Raw genomic sequence first — 22015 nt, forward strand, 5'->3', positions numbered from 1 at the left:
GGGGCGCGGCGCACTCCCGGCCGGTCAGACCTGGGGGCGCAGCCGCGCCGCCTCGACGTCGGTGGCCGAGTCCGGTGTGCCGCCCCCGTGCAGGGCGCTGCCCTTGCGCCAGGCGTCCCAGTCCAGGTTCCAGTCGCCGAAGCCGTTGTCGAACGGCGTCATCGTCTCGCCGTCGCTCCCGACGACCTTGACGATGTCGCCCTCGCGTACGGTCTCGAAGAACCACTGGGCGTCCGCGGTGCTCATCCCGGTGCAGCCGTGGCTGACGTTGGCGCTGCCCTGCGAGCCGGTCGACCAGGGCGCCGCGTGGACGTACTCACCGCTCCAGGTGACGCGTGTCGCCCAGTAGACGGGCAGGTCGTACGACTCCGAGGAGCCGGCGGCGATGCCGATGCTCTCCCCGCGCATGCGTACGAACTGCTCCTTGGCCAGCACGACCTTGACGCCGTTGCGCGTCTCGAAGCCGGGCTTGCCCGTGGTGACCGGCAGGGTGTTGATCACCTCACCGTTGCGCAGCACGGTCATGGAGTGGTCGGAGGCGTCGGTGATCGCTTCTATGCGGTCGCCGGTGGTGAGCTTCAGGGGCTTCGCGGCGGCCCCGTAGAGGGCGTTGGTGACCTTTATGCCCTTGAGGTTGCTGCGGACGTCGATGGTGGCGTCGGCGGGCCAGTACTCCTTGGGCCGGTAGTGCAGGGTCTTGGCGTCGACCCAGAACCAGGAGCCCGTGACGGCGGGGGTGGAGCGGACCTGCAGTCCGCGTTCCACGGTGGCTCTGGAGGCCTTGTCCGTGACCGGAGCGCTGAGTTCCGCTGTGACGGGCTGTCCGACGCCGTAGGTGCCCGCCTGCGGGCCGAAGGCGACCTTCAGGAACTTCTTGGCCGAGGTCGTGCCGAAGCCGTACGTACGGCTGCCGGGGGCGCCGTCGCCGTTCTCGGTGGAGACCTTGACGGTGTACCGGGTGCCGGCCGCGAGCGAGGTGGTGGAGTGCCACCGCTTCCCGTCGGCGTCGAGTTCGCCCGCCAGGTGGCGGCCCTCCCTGTCGACGGCCGTCACGTCCGTGATCTTCGCGTCGTCTTCCTTGACGGTGACTTCGAGGGGCTTGTCGGGGTCGGCCTTCTCGTTGCCCGAGGGGCCGTTGAAGGAGACCAGGTCGGCCGCGTCGTACGGCTTCAGCGACAGCGGATGACCATCGGGCTCGCCACAGGCGGTCGCACCCGCTACCAGGGTCACGACCAGCAGGGTGCAGCTCACTACGGTGCGGATGCGCGGCGTGTGGTTCATGAACCCACGCTAAGAAGATTCATCCGATCCAGCGCGTTCAGTGACTGCAAACGGGGGCCCGCCCCGCTCGTTGCTGAGCGGAACGGGCCCCCGTAAGGGTGTGACGCGTCCTGTGCGGGCGTGTCCTACTGGGTGCGGTTCTCTCCCCGGTAGTACTCGAAGACCCAGCCGAAGAGGCCGATCAGGAGCAGCGGGGCCGAGAAGTAGGCCAGCCACCAGCCGAAGACGACGGCCATGAAGAGGAAGGCTCCACCGATGGCCAGGGAGAGCGGCTGCCAGCTGTGCGGCGAGAAGAAGCCCACCTCACCGGCTTCGTCCGCGATGTCGGCTTCCTTGTTGTCCTGGGCCATCGCGTCGACCCTGTTGGCCGTGAAGGCCAGGTAGAAGCCGATCATGATGGCCAGCCCGAAGGCCAGGACCAGCGCGGTGGTGCCGACCGGCTCCTTGGACCAGACGCCGTACGTGACGGCCATGGCCAGCATGAAGACGCTCAGCCAGATGAAGAGCTTGCCCTGGATCTTCACTTGCCGTCCTCCTTGCCACCGACGAGGACCTTGTCACCCTCGGACAGGTGATCGAGCTGCTCGAGTGCCGCGATCTCCGGGTGGTGCAGGTCGAACGCCGGGGATTCGGAACGGATCCTCGGCAGGCTGAGGAAGTTGTGCCGCGGGGGCGGGCACGACGTCGCCCATTCGAGCGAACGGCCGTAACCCCAGGGGTCGTCGACCTCGATCTTCTTGCCGTACTTCGCGGTCTTCCAGACGTTGTACATGAACGGAAGCATCGACAGTCCGAGCACGAACGAGGAGATCGTCGAGATCGTGTTCAGGGCGGTGAAGCCGTCGGCCGCGAGGTAGTCCGCGTAGCGACGCGGCATGCCCTCGGCACCGAGCCAGTGCTGCACCAGGAAGGTGCCGTGGAAGCCGATGAACAGCGTCCAGAAGGTCATCTTCCCGAGCCGCTCGTCCAGCATCTTGCCGGTGAACTTCGGCCACCAGAAGTGGAAGCCGGCGAACATCGCGAAGACCACGGTGCCGAAGACGACGTAGTGGAAGTGCGCGACGACGAAGTACGAGTCGGAGATGTGGAAGTCCAGCGGCGGGGAGGCCAGGATCACGCCGGTCAGACCACCGAAGGCGAAGGTGATCAGGAAGCCGACCGACCAGAGCATCGGTGTCTCGAACGACAACGACCCCTTCCACATCGTGCCGATCCAGTTGAAGAACTTCACACCGGTCGGCACCGCGATGAGGAATGTCATGAAGGAGAAGAACGGCAACAGCACGCCGCCCGTCACATACATGTGGTGCGCCCACACCGTCACCGAAAGACCGGCGATGGCGATCGTCGCGCTGATCAGACCGACATAGCCGAACATCGGCTTGCGGCTGAACACCGGAATGATTTCGGAAATGATTCCGAAGAACGGTAGCGCGATGATGTACACCTCTGGATGGCCGAAGAACCAGAAGAGGTGTTGCCAGAGCAGTGCGCCGCCGTTGGCCGCATCGAAGATGTGTGCGCCGAATTTACGGTCGACCTCCAGCGCGAAGAGCGCGGCGGCCAGGACCGGGAAGGCCAGCAGGACCAGGACACCGGTCAGCAGGACGTTCCAGGTGAAGATCGGCATGCGGAACATCGTCATGCCGGGGGCGCGCATGCAGATGATCGTGGTGATGAAGTTGACCGAACCGAGGATCGTGCCGAAGCCGGAGAAGGCCAGACCCATGATCCACATGTCGGCGCCGACGCCCGGCGAGCGGACCGCGTCCGACAGCGGGGAGTAGGCGAACCAGCCGAAGTCGGCGGCACCCTGCGGGGTGAGGAAGCCGGCCACGGCGATCAGTGAGCCGAAGAGGTACAGCCAGTACGCGAACATGTTCAGCCGCGGGAACGCCACGTCGGGCGCGCCGATCTGCAGCGGCATGATCCAGTTCGCGAAGCCTGCGAACAGCGGCGTCGCGAACATCAGCAGCATGATCGTGCCGTGCATCGTGAACGCCTGGTTGAACTGCTCGTTCGACATGATCTGCGTACCCGGACGGGCCAGCTCGGCGCGCATGAAGAGCGCCAGGAGGCCACCGATGCAGAAGAACGCGAACGATGTGACCAGGTACATCGTGCCGATCGTCTTGTGGTCAGTGGTGGTCAGCCACTTGACGACGACACTCCCCGGCTGCTTGCGCCGCACCGGCAGCTCGTCCTCGAACGAGTCGTCTGCTGCCGCGGCACCCTGGGATTCATTGAGGATGCTCACAGTTTGTTCGTCTCCGCATTCCTGGCCGGGTCCGTCTGCTCGATGCCTGACGGCACGTAGCCCGTCTGACCCTTCTCCGCCAGCTCCTTGAGGTGCTGCTGGTAACGCTCCGGAGAAACGATCTTGACGTTGAAGAGCATCCGGGAGTGGTCGACGCCGCAGAGCTCGGCGCACTTACCCATGTACGTGCCCTCCTTCTTCGGCGTGACCTCGAAGGAGTTCGTGTGGCCCGGAATGACGTCCTGCTTCATGAGGAACGGCACCACCCAGAAGGAGTGGATGACGTCACGCGAAGTCAGGATGAAACGGACCTTCTCGCCCTTCGGCAGCCACAGGGTCGGACCCGGGTTGCCGTTCTGCGGGTTACGCGTACCAGGGACACCCACGTCGTAGACGCCGTTGGCGTTCGCGGGGAAGTCCTTCTGGAACTTGTCGGGGATGGCGGCGAGCTCCTTGGAGACCTTGCCGCCGGTGGAGGGCTCGCCCTCCACGTTCTCGATGTAGTTGAAGCCCCAGCTCCACTGGTAGCCGACCACGTTGATCGTGTGGGCCGGCTTCGGGCTGAGCTCGAGGAGCTTCGATTCATCGCGCGCGGTGAAGTAGAAGAACACCGAGACGATGATGAGGGGGACCACTGTGTACAGCGCCTCGATAGGCATGTTGTACCTGGTCTGCTGAGGTACCTCCACCTTGGTCCTGCTTCGCCGGTGGAAGATGACGCTCCACAGGATCAGCCCCCAGACAAGGACGCCCGTGGCGAGCGCTGCCGCCCACGAGCCCTGCCAGAGGGAGAGGATCCGAGGGGCCTCTTCCGTTACCGGGGTGGGCATACCGAGGCGGGGGAAATCCTCCCAGTTGTATGAACAACCGGAGGCCGTCGCCAGGACCAGGCCCGCAGTCAGCACCTGCGGCAGCTTCCGCCGCATCGGGCGCCGCGACGAGCGGTCGGAGCCGTTGGGACTCACGTAGCGCCTTCCCGAGAGTCTCGCCCGCACGGTCGGCGCGGCCGTCTCGCTTGGTCGGTCGCCGGCCCTGACGCGGGCAGGGGTTTGGATGTTTATGCGGACCAAACCCTACTGGACGCTATTTGGGGTCGCGCGGGGAGGGTGCCCAACGCGCCGCACGACACCCCGAAGGGATGGAATGCGAGCCTCCGACCGCCATCTGACGCTCCCTCTCCCCGTCGCCGAGGTGGCCGGTCACCTGGTCACGCACCTGCGCGGGCTAGCGTGAGGGTGTGCCCTACTTCGACGCGGCTTCCTCCGCCCCCCTGCACCCCGTCGCCCGCCAGGCGCTGCACGCCTCGCTGGACGAGGGATGGGCCGATCCCGCCCGGCTCTACCGCGAGGGGCGACGGGCCGCGATGCTGCTGGACGCGGCCAGGGAGACGGCGGCGGAGGCGGTCGGCTGCCGTCCGGACGAGCTCGTCTTCACCTCGTCCGGCACCCGGGCGGTGCACTCGGCGATCGCCGGCGCGCTTTCCGGGCGTCGGCGTGTCGGCCGCCATCTGGTGCTCTCCGCCGTCGAACACTCCTCGGTACTCCACTCGGCCGCGGCCCTCGAGGCCGCGGGGGGATCCTTCACCGAGGTGCCGGTGAGCCGCAGCGGCGCCGTGGATCCGTCGGCGTACGCCCGGGCCCTCCGCCCGGACACCGCGCTGGCCTGTCTGCAGTCCGCCAACCACGAGGTGGGGACCGAGCAGCCGGTGGCCGAGACCGCCGAGGTCTGTGCCGACGCGGGCGTGCCGCTGCTGGTGGACGCCGCGCAGTCGCTGGGCTGGGGGCCGGTGCCCGGCCACTGGTCGCTGCTGGCCGCCAGCGCCCACAAGTGGGGCGGGCCGGCCGGGGTCGGACTGCTGGCCGTGCGCAAGGGGGTCAGGTTCGCGCCCCAAGGACCGGCCGACGAACGGGAGTCGGGCCGGGCGGCCGGCTTCGAGAACATCCCCGCGATCGTGGCGGCAGCGGCCTCGCTGCGGGCGGTGCGCGCGGAGGCCGAGGCGGAGGGTGCCCGGCTGCGCGCCCTCGTGGACCGGATCCGGGCCTCGGTGGCGGGCCTGGTGCCCGATGTGGAGGTGGTCGGTGATCCGGTGCGGCGGCTGCCGCATCTGGTCACCTTCTCCTGTCTCTATGTCGACGGGGAGACGCTGCTCCACGAGCTGGACCGGGCCGGATTCTCCGTTTCATCCGGTTCGTCCTGTACGAGCAGCACGCTGACGCCCAGCCACGTCCTCAAGGCGATGGGGGTGCTCACCGAGGGGAACGTCCGGGTGTCGCTTCCGTCCGGGACGACGGAGGAAGAGGTCGGCGGCTTCCTGGGCGTGCTGCCCGGGGTGGTGGCCGAGGTGCGGGAGAGGCTCGGCGCGCCCGTCCCGGCGGCCCCCTCCCCGGCGCCGCGGGCCTCCCTCGTGGTCGACGCGCTGGGCCGGCGCTGCCCCGTTCCGGTGATCGAACTCGCAAAGGTGATCGCAGAGGTACCTGTGGGCGGCACGGTGACGGTGCTCTCGGACGACGAGGCGGCCCGCCTCGACATCCCGGCCTGGTGCGCGATGCGCGAACAGGAGTACGTGGGCGAGGAGCCGGCGGACCACGGCTCGGCCTATGTGGTCCGCCGGCTCCTGTGAGCCCCGTACTGCTCCCGGACCCTAGGAGAGGTGCTTGCGGACCTCGGAGGCCGCCTCGTCCCCGTACGCCTTGGTGAAGCGGTCCATGAAGTTGGTGCGGCGCAGGGTGTACTCCTGGGTGCCGACCGTCTCGATGACCAGGGTCGCGAGCATGCAGCCGACCTGGGCGGCGCGCTCGAGGCCGACGCCCCAGGCGAGGCCGGAGAGGAAACCGGCCCGGAAGGCGTCGCCCACGCCGGTCGGGTCCGCCTTCCGCTCCTCCTCGGCGCAGCCGACCTCGACGGGGTCCTGGCCGGCCCGCTCGATGCGGACGCCACGGGCGCCGAGGGTGGTGACGCGGTGGCCGACCTTGGACAGGATCTCCTCGTCGCTCCAGCCGGTCTTGGACTCGATGAGCCCCTTCTCGTACTCGTTGGAGAAGAGGTACGTCGCACCGTCGAGGAGGATCCGGATCTCCTCGCCGTCCATCCGGGCGATCTGCTGCGAGAAGTCCGCGGCGAACGGGATGCCCCGCGACCGGCACTCCTCCGTGTGGCGGAGCATCGCCTCGGGGTCGTCGGCGCCGATCGAGACGAGGTCGAGGCCGCCCACGCGGTCGGCGACGCTCTTGAGCTCGATCAGCCGGGCCTCGCTCATGGCCCCCGTGTAGAAGGAGCCGATCTGGTTGTGGTCGGCGTCCGTGGTGCAGACGAAGCGCGCGGTGTGCAGCACCTCGGAGACGCGGACGGAACCGGTGTCGACGCCGTGCCGGTCGAGCCAGGCGCGGTAGTCGTCGAAGTCCGACCCCACGGCGCCCACGAGGATGGGCTGCGTGCCGAGCACGCCCATGCCGAAGGCGATGTTGGCGCCGACCCCGCCGCGTCGCACGTCGAGGTTGTCGACGAGGAAGGAGAGCGAGACCGTGTGCAGCTGATCCGCGACCAGTTGGTCGGCGAATCGGCCGGGGAAGGTCATGAGGTGGTCTGTGGCGATGGAGCCGGTGACTGCGATGCGCACGGAGGCTGCTCCTGCGGAAGGCGGAGGGAGCGCGTGAACGCGCCCTCCGGGACGGCGTGACAGTTCACGCTACCCGGTGAGACCTCCGGGCCCGAAGGGGTAAAACTACCCGATAGTAGGTCTTTCTACGTGGGTACTCCTGTGCGTACGGTGCGGATATGTCGAACACCATGGTTCCGCGTGAGTCCGCTCCCCGTGAGTCCGAGATGAGCCTGGCCGAGCTGCGCGGTGACTGCGCGCGGATGGCGCCTCACTGGGTGGCGCCCACGAGGGCCACCACGAAGCCGGTGGAGCCGTCCCGCATCCACGGGGTCACGGTGCCGCCCTCCTCGGCCCGCCTGGTCGATTCCATGTCCGACTACGGGGACTGACCGGAGGCTTCCCCGGCGGCTCCCCCGCGCACGCGGTGGAACCGCGCGCTCCCCTGGCCCGTCCCACCGGTGTCCCCGCCCTTGGGGACGGATGATGTGCCCGTGACGGCCAGGCAGCCGAAGGAGCGATCCGGTGAGCACCGAGCAACCCGAGAATGACATGACGGGCCCCCGGCGGCGGCGGTCGCCGCTCGCCGTGGCCTCGGTTGCGGCAGCCGTGCTGCTGGCCGGGAGCGGCGGTGCGTACTGGGCGTCCAACACCCCGGGCGAGGCCGCGCCGGGCCTCCGCCCCGATCCCGGGACCGGTGCGGCCCCTGTCCTGGCGCTCGACGCCCCGGCGGACGGCGGCGGCACATCGGCGCCTGCGGGCATCGCGCCGGGTGAGCCGGATCCCCATGGCGGCACAACCGTCTACCGCGCCTCGGGCGAGCTGCCCGAAGGACCGGACGCGGCGGCCGTCCACCGCGCGACGGGCACGGTGACCGCGGCCGAGGTGACCCGCCTCGCGAAGGCCCTCGGAGTCAGCGGAACACCCCGCGCGGAGGGCACGGCCTGGAAGGTGGGCAGTGACGGGGACGGCTCCGGACCCCTTCTGCGGGTGGCCGAGCGGGCGCCGGGCACCTGGACGTTCGCGCGGTACGGCCAGGGCGGCACGGACGCGTGCGAGTCGCCCGCGGCCTGCTCGAAGGGCACCGCACCGGGCACCGGCACCGGCTCGCCGGTGGACGAGAAGGCCGCCGAGGCCGCGGCGGTACCGGTCCTGAAGGCGGTGGGGCAGGACGGCGCCTCGCTCGACGCGGCCCAGCTGATGGGCTCCGTGCGCGTGGTGAACGCCGACCCCGTGGTGGACGGGCTGCCGACCTACGGGTGGTCGACCGGGATCCAGGTGGGCGCGGGAGGCGAGATCGTCGGCGGCAGCGGGCATCTGAAGTCGTTGGTGAAGGGCGACAGCTATCCGGTGACGGGCGCGGACGACGCGCTGAAGCAGTTGAACGCGGAGAGCCGGCGGGGAGCGAAGTCGTCCGGCACCGGCGGCTGCGCCACACCGGAGCCGCTGGAGGGCGATCCGGGGTCACCGAAGGCCGACTGCGCCAGGACCCCGCCGGCCGCCACGGCGACGGTCGAGAGGGCCGAGTTCGGGCTCGCGGCGCGGTACTCGGACGGCGAGCCGATTCTCGTGCCCTCCTGGATCTTCTCCGTACGGCCCGAAGGGGGCGGCCCCGCGAGCACGGTCGTCCAGGTCGCGGTGGACCCGGACCGCCTGGCGCCGGAGAGCACCGGGCCGGCCCCGGAGCCCACGAAGGACCCGCGGGGCGAGGGCGCGAGCCTCATCGCGTACAGCGCGGACGGCCGGACGCTGGAGGTGACGTTCTGGGGCGGCGTGTGCGGCACCTACACGGCCCGCGCCACGGAGGACGCGACGACGGTGCGGGTCACGGTCTCCGAGTCGAAGCCGGACCCCGGGAAGGCCTGCATCATGATCGCCAAGGAGCTGACCCGGACGGTGACCCTGGACGCGCCGCTGGACGGCCGGAAGGTGGTCGACGCGGGGTCGGGTGAGGCGGTACCGCGCGCCTGAGGCCGCACGCGGAGACGACGGCGGCGGCGTTCCCGGAATCCGGGAGCGCCGCCGCCGTCGTACGACTCAGAGGTTCAGCTGAAGGAGTCACCGCAGGCGCAGGAGCCCGTGGCGTTCGGGTTGTCGATCGTGAAGCCCTGCTTCTCGATGGTGTCCACGAAGTCGACGGAGGCGCCGCCCAGGTACGGGGCGCTCATCCGGTCCGTGACGACCTTGACGCCGCCGAAGTCCTTCACGACGTCGCCGTCGAGCGAGCGCTCGTCGAAGAAGAGCTGGTAGCGCAGGCCCGAGCAGCCGCCGGGCTGTACGGCGACGCGCAGCGCGAGGTCATCACGGCCTTCCTGCTCCAGCAGGGTCCTGACCTTGTCTGCGGCGGCGTCGGACAGGAGGATGCCGTCGCTCACGGTGGTGGTCTCGTCCGATACGGACATCTGCTTCTCTCCCGGGGTTGTACGGACTGCTTGCCGACGGTCCAACCATCGGGGCCGCGGATTCATTCCGGGCCAGGCGCGTGTCTGTTCCCTTCATGCTCGCACACCGCGCGTGCGGGGGGATGCGTCACATCGACGCTATGGACATCGTCAAGCTGACACAAAGCGGTTATGATAGATAGCGTCAATTAGACGAAAAGGCTTTTCGCAGAAAAGAAAGGGTGCGTGTCGTGACCACCGCCCAGCCCCTGGATGTCCAGCCGACACCCCTCGCCCTTCTGCTGCTCGGCCGCGAGGCCGACCCGCGGAGCGAGCGCGGGGTCGAATGCCCCGGCGACCTGCCCTCCCCGTCCGACCCGGACCTGGTGGAGCGGGCTCGCGCCGCCAAGGAGAAGCTCGGGAACAAGGTCTTCGTGCTCGGGCACCACTACCAGCGCGACGAGGTCATCCAGTTCGCGGACGTCACCGGCGACTCCTTCAAGCTCGCCCGCGACGCGGCGGCACGGCCCGAGGCGGAGTACATCGTCTTCTGCGGCGTGCACTTCATGGCCGAGTCCGCGGACATCCTGACGGGCGACGACCAGAAGGTCGTCCTGCCGGACCTGGCCGCCGGCTGCTCGATGGCCGACATGGCCACCGCGGAGCAGGTCGCCGAGTGCTGGGACGTGCTGACGGAGGCGGGAGTCGCCGAGCAGGTCGTGCCGGTCTCGTACATGAACTCCTCCGCCGACATCAAGGCCTTCACCGGTAAGCACGGCGGCACGATCTGCACCTCGTCCAACGCGAAGCGGGCGCTGGAGTGGGCGTTCGAACAGGGCGAGAAGGTGCTCTTCCTGCCGGACCAGCACCTCGGCCGGAACACGGCCGTGCGGGACATGGGGATGACCCTGGAGGACTGCGTCCTCTACAACCCGCACAAGCCGAACGGCGGACTGACCGCCGAGCAGCTGCGCGACGCGAAGATGATCCTGTGGCGCGGGCACTGCTCGGTGCACGGACGCTTCTCGGTGGAGTCCGTCGAGGACGTGCGCGCGCGCATCCCGGGCGTCAACGTGCTGGTGCACCCGGAGTGCAAGCACGAGGTGGTGGCGGCCGCCGACTACGTGGGCTCGACCGAGTACATCATCAAGGCCCTGGAGGCGGCCCCGGCCGGTTCGAAGTGGGCGATCGGTACGGAGCTGAACCTGGTGAGCCGGCTCGCGAAGCGGTTCGCGGCCGAGGACAAGGAGGTCGTCTTCCTCGACAAGACGGTCTGCTTCTGCTCGACGATGAACCGGATCGACCTGCCCCACCTGGTGTGGACCCTGGAGTCCCTGGCCGAGGGAAACCTGGTCAACCGGATCCAGGTCGACGCGGAGACGGAGAAGTTCGCGAAGCTGGCGCTGGAGCGGATGCTGGCGCTGCCGTAGCCCCTGTCGGCTCCCTCGGCACAAAGGAAGGCCCCCGACGCCGTACGACGGCGTCGGGGGCCTTCCTCGCTGTTACCGCAGGGTGTGTCAGGCCTTCGCGGGCTCCGGCTCCACAGAGGTGGTTTCCTCGGCGCCGGACTTCGCCTCGCCGGATTTCGCCTCGCGCTTGGCCGCCTTCTTCTTCGCGCGGCGCTCCTTGCGGAGCTCGACCATCGCGTAGAGCGTCGGCACCAGGAGCAGGGTCAGCAGCGTGGAGGTGATCAGACCGCCGATCACCACGACCGCCAGCGGCTGGGAGATGAAGCCGCCCTCACCCGTGACGCCGAGCGCCATCGGGAGCAGGGCGAAGATCGTCGCCAGTGCCGTCATCAGGATCGGGCGCAGCCGGTGCCGGCCGCCCTCGACGACGGCTTCGACGACGCCCATGCCCTGCGCCCTGTACTGGTTGATCAGGTCGATCAGCACGATCGCGTTGGTCACCACGATGCCGATGAGCATCAGCATCCCGATCATCGCCGCGATGCCCATCGGGGTGCCGGTGACGACGAGGAGGCCGATGGCGCCCGTCGCCGCGAACGGGATGGAGACCAGCAGGATCAGCGGCTGGACGAGCGAGCGGAAGGTGGCCACCAGCAGCATGAAGATGATCGCGATGGCCGCCAGCATGGCCAGCATCAGCTTCGTGGTGGCGTCGTCCTGTTCCTGGGTGACACCGGCGATGGTGGCGGTGGCGCCCTCCGGGAGGTCCAGGGCGTCGAGCTTCTTCTGGAGCTCCATGCTGACCGCGCCGGTGTCGTCGGCGGTCGGCTTGGCGGTGATCGTCGCCGCGCGCTGACCGTCGATCCGGGTCATCGAGACCGGGCCGGGGACCAGCTTCACGTCGGCGATGTCGCCGAGCTTCACGGGGCCGAGCGGCAGCGCCTTCAGCTCGGCCATGGTGGTGGCCGGCTTCGCCGCCTTCACCAGGACGTCGCGCTCGGTGTCGTCCATGATCGCCGTGCCGGACGGGGTGCCGCGCACCGCACCGGCGACCACCGCGCCGAGGGTGGTCTCGTTGAACCCGGCGTCGGCCGCCTTGTCGTTGGCCTTGACCGAGATGCGCGGGACGCTCTGTGCCAGGTCGCTCTGGACGTCGGTGACGTCCGTGAGGCCGGCGACCTCGCCCCGTACCGCTTCGGACGCCTTCTTCAGGACGTCCGCGTCGGCCGCCTTGACGATGACGCTGAGGTCCTGCGAGCCGAAGCCGCCGTCGGCGACGATCGTCGTGTCACCGATGCCGTCGAGCTTGCCGAGCGCCTCGTCGATCCGTTCCTGGGCGGCGTCGTAGTCCGCCGCGTCCTCGAGGGTGATCTGGTAGGAGGCCTGGTTGGCGCCCGTACCGCCGCCGAAGGCCGCCATGAAGCCCGAGGAGCCCACGGTCACCTGGTAGTCCTCGACGCCCTTGTCGGCGGCGAGGACCTTCTCGACCTTCTGCGCGGCCTCGTCCGCCGCGGCCAGGCTGGTGCCGGGAGTCAGCTCCTGCTTGATGGAGAGGACCTCCTGCTCTCCCTGCTCGAAGAGGGTCGTCTTCAGCAGGGGTGCCATGCCGAAGGTGCCGAACAGGACCACCAGGGCGATCACGATGCTGGTGGCACGGCGCCTGGTGGCGAAGCGCAGCACCGGGACGTAGATCCGCTGGAGCCGGCTGGCGGCTTCCTTCTCCTCCGCCTCGCGACGCGCCTCGTCCGGGTTCGCGGCGGTGCCCTTGGGGGCCCGCAGGAACCAGTACGACAGGACCGGGACCACGGTCAGCGAGACCAGCAGGGAGGCCAGCAGGGCGGCCGTGACGGTGAGGGAGAACGAACCGAAGAGCTGGCCGACCATGCCGCCGACCAGACCGATGGGCAGGAAGACCGCGACGGTGGTGAGCGTGGACGAGGTGACCGCGCCGGCCACCTCCCTGACCGCGGTGATGATCGCCGACCGGCGCTCCTCTCCGTAGCCGAGGTGCCGCTTGATGTTCTCCAGGACCACGATCGAGTCGTCGACGACGCGGCCGATCGCGATGGTGAGCGCGCCGAGCGTGAGCATGTTCAGGGAGAGGCCCCGGGTCCAGAGCACGATCAGCGCCAGGACCACGGAGAGCGGGATGGAGACCGCGGTGACCAGCGTCGAGCGGATCGACGCGAGGAACACCAGGATCACGACGACCGCGAAGAGCAGGCCGAGCGCGCCTTCGGTGGTGAGACCGGAGATCGCCTTGGAGACGGCGGGCCCCTGGTCGGAGACGACGGTCAGCTCGGCGTCGGCGCCGAGGTCCTCGCGCAGGTCCGGGAGCTTGTCCAGCACCGCCTCCGAGATGGCGACGGCGCTGCCGTCCTTGTCCATCGTCGCCATGACGGCGAGGCTCGGCTTGCCGTTCGTACGGGTGATGGAGACCGCGGTGGCGGGCTCCTGCTTCACCGTGGCGACGTCGCTGACGCGGACCGGCTTTCCGGCCTTGCCCGTCGCCGGGTCCGCCGCGGAGACCTTCAGGTCCTCGATCTGCCGCAGCGAGGTGAAGGAGCCGCCCACCTGGATGGTGCGGCTCTTGCCCGACTCGGAGAAGGAGCCGGCCGGGACGGTGGCTCCGCCGCCCTGGAGCGCCTGGGCCAGCGAGGCGGCGTTCATCCCCGCCGCGGCGAGCTTCCTGTCGTCGGGGACGACGGAGACCTGGAGTTCCTGGACACCGTCGACCGTGACCTGGCCGACGCCCTCGATGCCCTCGAGCGCCGGGACGACCGTGCGCTCCAGCTTGTCGGCGAGCGCCTGCTGGTCCTCGTCGGAGGTGACGGCCAGGACGACGGTCGGGATGTCGTCCGTGGAGCCCGCGATGACCTGCGGGTCCACCTCGTCGGGCAGTTGGACGCGGGCGCGGTTCACGGCCTGCTGGATGTCGGCGACGAGCTGCTTCGTGCCTTCGTCACCGAAGTCGAAGCTCGCCATGATGACGGCGTTGCCCTCGCCGGCGGTCGAGGTGATGCCCTCGACTCCGTCGACGGCCTTGATCGCGTCCTCGAGGGGTTCGACGACCTGCTTCTCGACCACGTCGGGGGACGCACCCTGGTAGGGCGCCAGCACCGACACCATCGGGAGTTCGATGGTGGGCAGCAGCTGCTGCTTGAGCTGCGGGATCGCTATCGCTCCGAAAACGAGCGCGACGATCGAGATCAGCCCGATCAGGGCCCGTTGCGCGAGGCTGAATCTGGACAGCCAGGACATGGGTGGGTCTCTCTTCTGTGGCGTACGCGGCAGAAGGCGGGCCGTCCGGTGCTCACTCCGGTGAGCGCAGGGGACACAGCCCGCCCATCCATACGATCGCCGCTCCCGTGGCCGGAATCGTCCGCCCCCGGGTTGCTTTCTCGTCCCGCGCATACCGCAGCTGGAGTATCCGCCTCTCCACCCGTCACTCCACCCGGGGGCGGACCAGACCCGATTCGTAGGCAATGACGACCAATTGCGCACGGTCCCGGGCACCCAGTTTCGCCATGGCCCGGTTCACATGGGTCTTCACGGTGAGGGGGCTGACGACGAGCCGGTCGGCGATCTGGTCGTTGGAGTGACCGCCCGCGACCTGGACGAGCACCTCGCGCTCGCGCCCGGTGAGCGCGGCGAGGCGCTCGGTGTACTGCGTGCCGTCCGGGTCGTCCGTGCCGCCGCCCTGGGCCAGGAAGCTGGCGATGAGGCCCTTGGTCGCGACCGGGGAGAGCAGTGCCTCCCCGGCCGCCGCGACCCGGATGGCGTTGAGCAGCTCGTCCGGTTCCGCGCCCTTGCCCAGGAAGCCGGACGCGCCGGCGCGCAGGGACTGCACCACGTACTCGTCCACCTCGAAGGTGGTGAGCATGACGATCCGTACGCCCGCCAGGTCCGGGTCCGCGCTGATCATCCGGGTGGCGGCGAGTCCGTCGGTGCCCGGCATCCGGATGTCCATCAGCACGACGTCGGCGAGGGTCGAGCGGGCCAGTTCCACGGCCTCCGCCCCGTCGGCGGCCTCGCCGACGACCCGCATGTCGGGCTCGGAGTCGACCAGTACCCGGAAGGCGCTGCGCAGCAGCGCCTGGTCGTCGGCGAGCAGCACCTTGATGGGCGTCATGGGCGTCCCCCCGTCGTCCCCGCCGTGTCCGGCCCTTCCGGAGCGTGCGTCCGGGACGTGACGGGCAGGATCGCATGGACCCTGAACCCGCCTCCGTAACGGGGTCCGGCCGTGAGGGTGCCTCCCAGGGCGGTGACGCGCTCACGCATGCCGATCAGGCCGTGCCTGCCGCCGTCGTCCGGCGCGGGGCGCGGGTCCGCTCCCGTGCCGTTGTCGAGCACGGTGATCTCGGCGGTCCTCCCGACCCGTACGACGCTCACCTCGGCCTTCGCGTCGGCGCCCGCGTGTTTGCGTACGTTGGTCAGCGCTTCCTGGATGATCCGGTAGGCCGCGAGGTCGACCGCCGCCGGCAGCGGGCTCTCCGGGTCGGTGCCGGCGACCTCGACGGGGAGCCCGGCGTTGCGGAAGGTGGCGACCAGGGTGTCGAGGACGGCGAGCCCCGGGGCGGGTTCGGTGGGTGCCTCCGGGTCGCCGGACTGGCGCAGCAGCCCGACCGTGGTCCGCAGTTCGTTGAGGGCGGAGCGGCTGGCTTCCCTGACGTGGGCGAGCGCCTCCTTCGCCTGGTCGGGGCGCTTGTCCATGACGTGGGCCGCGACCCCGGCCTGGACGTTGACCAGGGCGATGTGGTGGGCGACGACGTCGTGGAGGTCCCGGGCGATCCGCAGCCGCTCCTCGGCGACCCTGCGGCCGGCCTCCTCCTCGCGGGTGCGCTCCGCGCGTTCGGCCCGTTCCCTGATCGCGTCGACGAACGCGCGCCTGCTGCGCACGGCGTCGCCCGCGGCGCCGGCGAGGCCGGTCCAGGCGAGGACACCGAGGTTCTCCTGGCTGTACCAGGGCGTCGTGCCGACCGCCATCGCGGAGACGGTCAGCGCCCCCATGGTCAGCAGGCCGACCCGCCAGGTGGTGGGGCGGTCGGTGCCGGCCGCGACGGAGAAGAGCGCGACGACCGCGCTCATCACGACGGGGGCGGGCGGGTCCATGAAGACGAACTCGACGACGGAGAGCAGCCCGGTCACCGCCAGCACCGGCACGGGCCGGCGCCGGCGCAGGACGAGCGCCGCGGCGGCGAGCACCATCAGCAGGACGCTGGGCGCCCCGGGCGTCCTGGCTCCGAAGACGGGCCCGTGGCCCGGGTCCGGCTCGGCGAACGACGCGCAGACCATGCAGGCGAGCACGGCCAGGGCGAGGCCACCGTCGAAGGCGAGGGGATGGCCGCGCAGCCAGCGGCGGGCGCGCACGAGCCCGGGTCCGAAGGTGGTCACATCGGGCTACGGTACGGCGTGCCGCCGGCGGTCCGGTCCGGAGCCGCGGCACGGGCTGGTGCGCACGGCGCGATGCCCCGCACCGGCCGGGCCGGTGCGGGGCATCGTGGGAGTGCGGAGCGGGTGGGCCGGTCAGCCGGGGATCAGCCCGTCGTCGCGGAGCATGGAGCGCACCTCTTCGAGGGTGGCGTCGGGTGACGGCAGGATCAGTTCGGACGGCTCCAGGGAGTCGTCCGGGAGCGGCGAGCCGAGCTCGCGCACCTTGTCCAGGAGAGCGTGGAGCGTGGTGCGGAAGCCCAATCCGTCACCGCTCTCCATCTCCGCGAGGAGTATGTCGTCGAGCTTGTTCAGCTCGGCGACATGACTTTCGGCCAGTACGACCTGGCCCTCCCCCATGATCCGTACGATCATGACGCCGCCCTCACTGCTTGTCGAACTTGTGCGGGGACTGCTGCGCCTGCGGTGCCGCGTCCTCGGCGCCGCCCTCGATGGCCTGCTGCTGCCCGGCGGAACCGCCGGCCAGCTCGGCCTTCATGCGCTGCAGCTCCAGTTCTACATCCGTACCACCGGAGATCCGGTCCAGCTCGGCGGCGATGTCGTCCTTCGCCGTGCCGGACGGGTCGTCGAGGGCGCCGGAGGCCAGCAGCTCGTCGATGGCACCGGCGCGCGCCTGGAGCTGCTGGGTCTTGTCCTCGGCCCGCTGGATCGCCAGGCCGACGTCGCCCATCTCCTCGGAGATGCCGGAGAAGGCCTCTCCGATCCGCGTCTGGGCCTGCGCGGCGGTGTAGGTGGCCTTGATGGTCTCCTTCTTCGTCCGGAAGGCGTCCACCTTGGCCTGCAGACGCTGGGCCGCGAGGGTGAGCTTCTCCTCCTCGCCCTGCAGCGTCCGGTGCTGCGTCTCCAGGTCGGTGACCTGCTGCTGGAGGGCGGCGCGCCTGGACAGCGCCTCGCGGGCCAGGTCCTCACGGCCGAGCGCGAGGGCCTTGCGGCCCTGGTCCTCCAGCTTGGACGACTGTCCCTGCAGCTGGTTCAGCTGCAGCTCCAGCCGCTTGCGCGAGGTCGCCACATCGGCGACACCGCGGCGCACCTTCTGCAACAGTTCGAGCTGCTTCTGGTACGAGTAATCGAGGGTCTCGCGCGGATCCTCGGCCCGGTCAAGGGCCTTGTTTGCCTTCGCGCGGAAGATCATTCCCATACGCTTCATGACACCGCTCATGGGCTTCGCGCGCCCCCTTCTGACGGACTGAGCTCCAGCACTCCAACAGAACCCACAGTACGGGCCCTGTCTCCATTACCGCACTGTTCGAGCACGGATGTGCTCCTCCGCAAGGACGACTGCCGCCGGTGATCGCTCCCGCGCAGGGAGTAGAAGACCATCAGGGATGACGTCGGCAACGTCCGTTCTGCCCCTGTCGGGACACTTTTCAGGACGCAGGCCGTTGCCGGATCGTTCCCGGCCGGTCCCCGGTAGTACCGGACGACCCCGTACCCTTGGGTTTTGTGTTCCGTAGCCGTTCCAAGGAAGAGAAGGCCCCCACCGGCAAGGTGACGGCGGACCTCTCCAAGCAGCCCCGCGACCCCCAGGCTCCCAAGGGTCGCCCCACCCCCAAGCGCAGCGATGCCCAGACGCAGCGCCGGCGCGCGTCCAGCGGTGCGCCGACCGACCGCAAGGAGGCCGCCAAGCGCCAGCGCGAAGCACGCCGGGCCGACATGGCCCGGCAGCGGGAGGCTCTCGCGTCCGGTGACGAGCGCTATCTGCCGGTGCGTGACAAGGGGCCCGTGCGGCGCTTCGTCCGTGACTTCGTGGACTCGCGCTTCTGCATCGCGGAGTATTTCCTTCCGCTCGCGGTGATCATCCTGATCCTCAGCGTGATCCAGGTGCAGAACATCCAGAACATCTCGCTGCTGCTCTGGCTCGGCGTGATCGTGCTGATCGTCGTCGACTCCATCGGCCTCGGGTTCCGGCTCAAGAAGCAGCTGGCCCAGCGCTTCCCGGACACCCCGAAGCGCGGCGCGGTGGCCTACGGCCTGATGCGTACGCTCCAGATGCGCCGGCTGCGTCTGCCCAAGCCCCAGGTCAAGCGGGGAGAGCGGCCCTGAGCACGGAGACCTCCGGCTTCACGGGGGTGTCCTCCCAGTGGCTGGGCGGGCTCGGCGGACTGCGCAACACGGTCCGCCAGGAGCTCGTCGCCCGGCAGCTCGACGAGCAGATAGCCGCGCGCTATCCCGTGGGGCAGCGGCTGCGGGTGCTCGACGTCGGCATGGGCCAGGGCACGCAGGCACTGCGCCTGGCCCGGGCCGGGCACTCCGTGACGGGCCTCGAGTCCGACGGCGAGATGCTGCGGTCGGCCAGGGAGTCCCTGGCGGCCGAGCCCGAGGGGATCCGGGAGCGGGTGCGGCTCATCGAGGGTGACGGCCGGGACACCGGGGTGCACTTCCTGCCCGGCAGCTTCGACGTGGTGCTCTGCCACGGGGTGCTGATGTATGTCCCCGAGCCGGACCCGCTGCTGGCCGGCCTGGCCAGGATGCTGGCACCCGGGGGGCTGCTGTCCCTGCTCGTGCGGAACGCCGACGCGCTCGCGATGCGCCCGGGAGCGGCCGGCGACTTCGGCGCGGCCCTCGCCGCGTTCGACACGGACACGTACACGAACCGGCTCGGCCTCGACGTCCGGGCCGACCGGCTCGAGGTCCTGCGGGCCACCCTCGCCGGGATCGCCGCCCCGCTGCACACCTGGTACGGCGTGCGGGTCTTCACGGACAACGTGAGCAACGAGGCGGAACTCCCCTGCCCCGAGGAGCTGGCGCGGGTGTTCGCGGCCGAGGACCGCGCGGGACGGACCGATCCGTACCGCGGGGTGGCGGCGCTGCTGCACCTCTGCGGCGTACGCGGCTGACGCGGCCCGCCGCCACGGCCTGACCGGCTGAACCCGTCGCCGCCGTACGCCTGATCGGCCCACCAGCGCAGGCCGCGGACCACGGACCCTGGCGATACTCCGGGCATGGACGCCACCCCTTCCCCCAGCCGGGTACGCCGCTCGCTCCCGCCCCTGGCCGCCGGTGCCTGCGCCATCGCCCTGGCGGTCGGCTGCGCCGGTCCGGGCCCCGCCCCGTCCGCCGCTCCGGCCCAGCAGGCGGTGGTGTCCCAGGCGACGGGCGATCTGGAGGAGCAGTACCAGACCGTCATCAAGGACGTACTGCCCTCCGTCGTGCAGATCGGCGCCGGGGACGCGCTCGGCTCGGGCATCGTCTACGACGACAAGGGCCACATCGTCACGAACGCCCATGTCGTGGGCCGCGAGAAGACCTTCGACGTCAGCGTCGCCACCGGCGAGAAGGTGCTCAAGGCGTCCCTGGTCTCCTCCTACCCGGAGCAGGACCTGGCCGTCATCAAGCTGGACAGCGTCCCCGACGGGCTGCGGGCCGCCCGGTTCGGGACCACGGACGAGGTCGAGGTGGGGCAGATCGTCCTGGCGATGGGCTCACCTCTCGGCCTCTCCAGCAGCGTCACCCAGGGCATCGTCTCGGCGGTGGGCCGGACGGTCAGCGAGGGCCGCTCGGGCGGCGGCACCGGGGCGACGCTCGCCGACATGGTGCAGACCTCGGCGGCCATCAACCCGGGCAACAGCGGCGGCGCCCTGGTGAACCTGGACAGCGAGATCATCGGCATCCCGACCCTCGCGGCGACGGACAGCGAGCAGGGTGGCAGCGCGGCGCCCGGGATCGGGTTCGCCATCCCCGTCTCGATGGTGCGGACGGTCGCGGACCAGATCATCCGGTCGGGGAAGGTCACCGACTCGGGGCGGGCCGCTCTGGACATCACGGGCCGCACCGTCGTCGACGACGAGTACCGGCCCGCCGGTGTCGCGATCGTCAGCGTCGAGGAGGACGGGGCGGCGGCGGAGGCCGGACTGCGCGTCGGGGACGTCATCACCCGGATCGGCGGCACCCCGGTCACGACGATCACCTCGCTCTCGGAGGCCCTGGCGGGCGAGGAGCCCGGCCGGAAGGTCCGGGTGACCTACACGCGAGGGGACTCGAGGAAGACGGCCGAGGTCACCCTCGGCGAGATCTGAGGGCCGGCCGGGTGAGGGGCCGGGAGACGAAGTCCCGCCCGGGCCCCGGGGCCCGGGCGGTCGCGGGGGCCTCAGTCGGCCTGGAGGCTCATCGGGCCGTAGATCTTCGTCGCGTCCTCGAAGAGCGTCACCTGGTCCGCGCCGCCTTCGAGGAGCTCCTTCCAGAACTCACCGATCCAGGACTCCGCGTCGCCCTGAGTCGTGAACTCCTCCGGCTGCAGCGCCGGCTCCGTCTCCGTACCGTCGGACTTCTCGAACCGCCACGTCCACGCCATGTCCGCCTCCTGGGTCACGTTGCTCCCCGAAGACTAGTGGGTGTCCCGGGCGCGCAGGTGGTTCATGGACACGGGAGGATCGACACGTGGAACTGACACTGCTCGGCACCGGAGCCCCCGACGGGCTGCCGCGGCCCGACTGCCCCTGCGCCGTCTGCGCGTCCTCCCGCGGCGCCGGCGCGCGCGCCGCGACCGCGCTGCTCGTGGACGACGCGCTGCTGCTGGACCTCACCCCGGGCGCCGTGTTCGCCGCCGCCCGCGCGGGACACTCGCTCGCCGGCGTACGGCAGGTGCTGCTGACCCACCCTCATGACGGGCCCGCCGTGGAGCTGCCCGCCTCGCTCCCGCCCGCGGGACGTGTTCCGGACGGCCAGGAGCTGACGCTGATCAGCGGGCACCGGATCCGGGCCCTGGCGATGGACGCCCCGGGCACCGGTTACGAGGTGACGGCACCGGAGGGCGAGCGCCTGCTCTATCTGCCGCCCGGGGCCTCCCCCGCCGGTCTCGCCGACCCGGTGGCGGAGCCGTACGACATGGTCGTGTGCGATGTGATCGGTCGGCCGGACGCCGTGGCGAGGCTGCGGGCCGTGCGGGCCGTGGGGCCCGCCACCGAGGTGATCGCCGTCCATCTGGACCACGACGCGCCGCCCGGCGCCGCGCTGGACCGCAGGCTCGCGGCGGGCGGGGCGCGGGCCGTGCCGGACGGGACGACGCTGCCGGTGGGCGCCTACCACGCGGTGCCCGAGGTGCCCCGGCGCACGCTGGTCACGGGCGGGGCGCGGTCGGGGAAGTCGGTGGAGGCCGAGCAGCGCCTGGAGACCTTCCCCGAGGTGGTGTACGTGGCGACGGGCGGCCGACGCCAGGGCGACGCGGAGTGGGAGGCGCGGATCGGTCTGCACCGTGAGCGCAGGCCGGCCGCGTGGCGCACCGAGGAGACCTGCGAGCTCGTCGGTCTGCTGGAGGAGGACGGCCCGCCGCTGCTGATCGACTGTCTGGCGCTGTGGCTGACGGACGCGATGGACCGGGTCGGCGCGTGGGACGACGACCGGTGGGCGGGCGGCGGGGAGGAGAAGCTGCGCGGCCGGGTCGCCGAGCTGGTCCGCGCGGTGCGCGGAACCCGTCGTACGGTCGTCGCCGTGACCAACGAGACCGGCTCGGGTGTCGTCCCGGCGACGGCGTCCGGGCGGCGCTTCCGGGACGAACTGGGCCGTCTGAACGCCGCGTTCGCCACCGAGTGCGAACAGGTTCTGCTGGTGGTCGCGGGGCAGGCGCTGGTGCTGCGGGGCTGAGCGGTGGGCGGACGCGGGGCCGTGGGGCGGGAAGGAGCTCCGGGTACTGTTCCGGGCAGGA

20 protein-coding genes are annotated in these 22015 nt (G+C 70.5%); 8 read left to right on the forward strand and 12 right to left on the reverse strand.

Annotated elements, in window-relative coordinates; genetic code table 11:
• Window positions 1-24: 24 nt before the first annotated feature.
• The 4 genes from ACZ32T_RS01835 to ctaC form a co-directional block, all read right to left on the reverse strand.
• Entirely contained in the window at window positions 25-1281 is a 1257-nt protein-coding gene (locus ACZ32T_RS01835; protein WP_467273480.1) for a L,D-transpeptidase, read from the reverse strand.
• A 125-nt stretch (window positions 1282-1406) separates the two neighbouring features.
• Window positions 1407-1805 (reverse strand): cytochrome c oxidase subunit 4, encoded by a 399-nt coding sequence (locus tag ACZ32T_RS01840; RefSeq protein ID WP_467273479.1) that lies wholly within the window; start codon window positions 1803-1805, stop codon window positions 1407-1409.
• Window positions 1802-3538: an aa3-type cytochrome oxidase subunit I gene (ctaD, locus tag ACZ32T_RS01845; protein WP_362930553.1), complete on the reverse strand. Its 1737-nt coding sequence runs from the start codon at window positions 3536-3538 to the stop codon at window positions 1802-1804. Before ctaD ends, ACZ32T_RS01840 begins: the two co-directional genes overlap by 4 nt.
• Entirely contained in the window at window positions 3535-4503 is a 969-nt protein-coding gene (ctaC, locus tag ACZ32T_RS01850) for an aa3-type cytochrome oxidase subunit II (protein ID WP_356707335.1), read from the reverse strand. The genes ctaD and ctaC overlap by 4 nt, the downstream gene beginning before the upstream one ends.
• 272 nt (window positions 4504-4775) lie before the next feature.
• On the opposite strand from ctaC, the gene ACZ32T_RS01855 reads away from it, so the two are divergent.
• On the forward strand, window positions 4776-6158 hold the full coding sequence (locus tag ACZ32T_RS01855) for an aminotransferase class V-fold PLP-dependent enzyme (protein ID WP_467271846.1): 1383 nt from the start codon (window positions 4776-4778) through the stop codon (window positions 6156-6158).
• Between the two features lie 21 nt (window positions 6159-6179).
• Here ACZ32T_RS01855 and ACZ32T_RS01860 read toward each other — a convergent pair whose 3' ends face one another.
• Window positions 6180-7154: a carbohydrate kinase family protein gene (locus tag ACZ32T_RS01860; protein ID WP_467271844.1), complete on the reverse strand. Its 975-nt coding sequence runs from the start codon at window positions 7152-7154 to the stop codon at window positions 6180-6182.
• 158 nt (window positions 7155-7312) lie between these two features.
• Here ACZ32T_RS01860 and ACZ32T_RS01865 point away from each other — a divergent pair, with 158 nt between their 5' ends.
• Together ACZ32T_RS01865 and ACZ32T_RS01870 are read left to right on the forward strand one after the other, a co-directional pair.
• Complete coding sequence (locus tag ACZ32T_RS01865) at window positions 7313-7525, forward strand: hypothetical protein (RefSeq protein WP_467271842.1); 213 nt, start codon at window positions 7313-7315, stop codon at window positions 7523-7525.
• A gap of 133 nt (window positions 7526-7658) precedes the next feature.
• Window positions 7659-9104: a hypothetical protein gene (locus ACZ32T_RS01870; RefSeq protein ID WP_467364845.1), complete on the forward strand. Its 1446-nt coding sequence runs from the start codon at window positions 7659-7661 to the stop codon at window positions 9102-9104.
• Window positions 9105-9178: 74 nt separating this feature from the next.
• Here ACZ32T_RS01870 and ACZ32T_RS01875 read toward each other — a convergent pair whose 3' ends face one another.
• The gene (locus tag ACZ32T_RS01875) at window positions 9179-9535 is read right to left on the reverse strand and encodes a HesB/IscA family protein (protein WP_056784314.1); all 357 of its coding nucleotides are present in this window, start codon (window positions 9533-9535) and stop codon (window positions 9179-9181) included.
• Between the two features lie 221 nt (window positions 9536-9756).
• On the opposite strand from ACZ32T_RS01875, the gene nadA reads away from it, so the two are divergent.
• A complete protein-coding gene (gene nadA / locus ACZ32T_RS01880; protein ID WP_467271837.1) occupies window positions 9757-10944 on the forward strand; it encodes a quinolinate synthase NadA in 1188 nt (395 codons plus the stop codon).
• An 87-nt stretch (window positions 10945-11031) separates the two neighbouring features.
• On the opposite strand, the gene ACZ32T_RS01885 is transcribed toward nadA, so the two are convergent.
• The 5 genes from ACZ32T_RS01885 to ACZ32T_RS01905 all read right to left on the reverse strand — a co-directional run bounded on the left by ACZ32T_RS01885 (window position 11032) and on the right by ACZ32T_RS01905 (window position 17521).
• The gene (locus tag ACZ32T_RS01885) at window positions 11032-14184 is read right to left on the reverse strand and encodes an efflux RND transporter permease subunit (RefSeq protein ID WP_467364847.1); all 3153 of its coding nucleotides are present in this window, start codon (window positions 14182-14184) and stop codon (window positions 11032-11034) included.
• Between the two features lie 184 nt (window positions 14185-14368).
• Complete coding sequence (locus ACZ32T_RS01890; RefSeq protein WP_467271832.1) at window positions 14369-15055, reverse strand: response regulator; 687 nt, start codon at window positions 15053-15055, stop codon at window positions 14369-14371.
• Window positions 15052-16317: a sensor histidine kinase gene (locus ACZ32T_RS01895; protein ID WP_467271830.1), complete on the reverse strand. Its 1266-nt coding sequence runs from the start codon at window positions 16315-16317 to the stop codon at window positions 15052-15054. Before ACZ32T_RS01895 ends, ACZ32T_RS01890 begins: the two co-directional genes overlap by 4 nt.
• A gap of 132 nt (window positions 16318-16449) precedes the next feature.
• The gene (pspAA, locus tag ACZ32T_RS01900; protein ID WP_467364849.1) at window positions 16450-16728 is read right to left on the reverse strand and encodes a PspA-associated protein PspAA; all 279 of its coding nucleotides are present in this window, start codon (window positions 16726-16728) and stop codon (window positions 16450-16452) included.
• A gap of 10 nt (window positions 16729-16738) precedes the next feature.
• Window positions 16739-17521, reverse strand: coding sequence for a PspA/IM30 family protein (locus ACZ32T_RS01905; RefSeq protein WP_467271826.1), 783 nt, complete (start codon window positions 17519-17521; stop codon window positions 16739-16741).
• 296 nt (window positions 17522-17817) lie between these two features.
• Here ACZ32T_RS01905 and ACZ32T_RS01910 point away from each other — a divergent pair, with 296 nt between their 5' ends.
• The 3 genes from ACZ32T_RS01910 to ACZ32T_RS01920 all read left to right on the forward strand — a co-directional run bounded on the left by ACZ32T_RS01910 (window position 17818) and on the right by ACZ32T_RS01920 (window position 20390).
• Entirely contained in the window at window positions 17818-18417 is a 600-nt protein-coding gene (locus ACZ32T_RS01910; protein ID WP_124276868.1) for a DUF3043 domain-containing protein, read from the forward strand.
• A 26-nt stretch (window positions 18418-18443) separates the two neighbouring features.
• Window positions 18444-19211 (forward strand): class I SAM-dependent methyltransferase, encoded by a 768-nt coding sequence (locus ACZ32T_RS01915; protein ID WP_467271822.1) that lies wholly within the window; start codon window positions 18444-18446, stop codon window positions 19209-19211.
• Window positions 19212-19316: 105 nt separating this feature from the next.
• Window positions 19317-20390 (forward strand): S1C family serine protease, encoded by a 1074-nt coding sequence (locus tag ACZ32T_RS01920; RefSeq protein ID WP_467364851.1) that lies wholly within the window; start codon window positions 19317-19319, stop codon window positions 20388-20390.
• Between the two features lie 71 nt (window positions 20391-20461).
• Here the strand turns inward: ACZ32T_RS01920 and ACZ32T_RS01925 are convergent, their stop codons facing one another.
• On the reverse strand, window positions 20462-20665 hold the full coding sequence (locus ACZ32T_RS01925; protein WP_099176312.1) for a hypothetical protein: 204 nt from the start codon (window positions 20663-20665) through the stop codon (window positions 20462-20464).
• 86 nt (window positions 20666-20751) lie between these two features.
• Between ACZ32T_RS01925 and ACZ32T_RS01930 the strand changes: the two genes are divergently transcribed.
• Window positions 20752-21954, forward strand: a complete 1203-nt coding sequence (locus ACZ32T_RS01930; protein ID WP_467271820.1) for a bifunctional adenosylcobinamide kinase/adenosylcobinamide-phosphate guanylyltransferase — start codon at window positions 20752-20754, stop codon at window positions 21952-21954.
• Window positions 21955-22015 lie beyond the last annotated feature (61 nt).

This window comes from Streptomyces sp. NPDC023573, assembly GCF_055559735.1.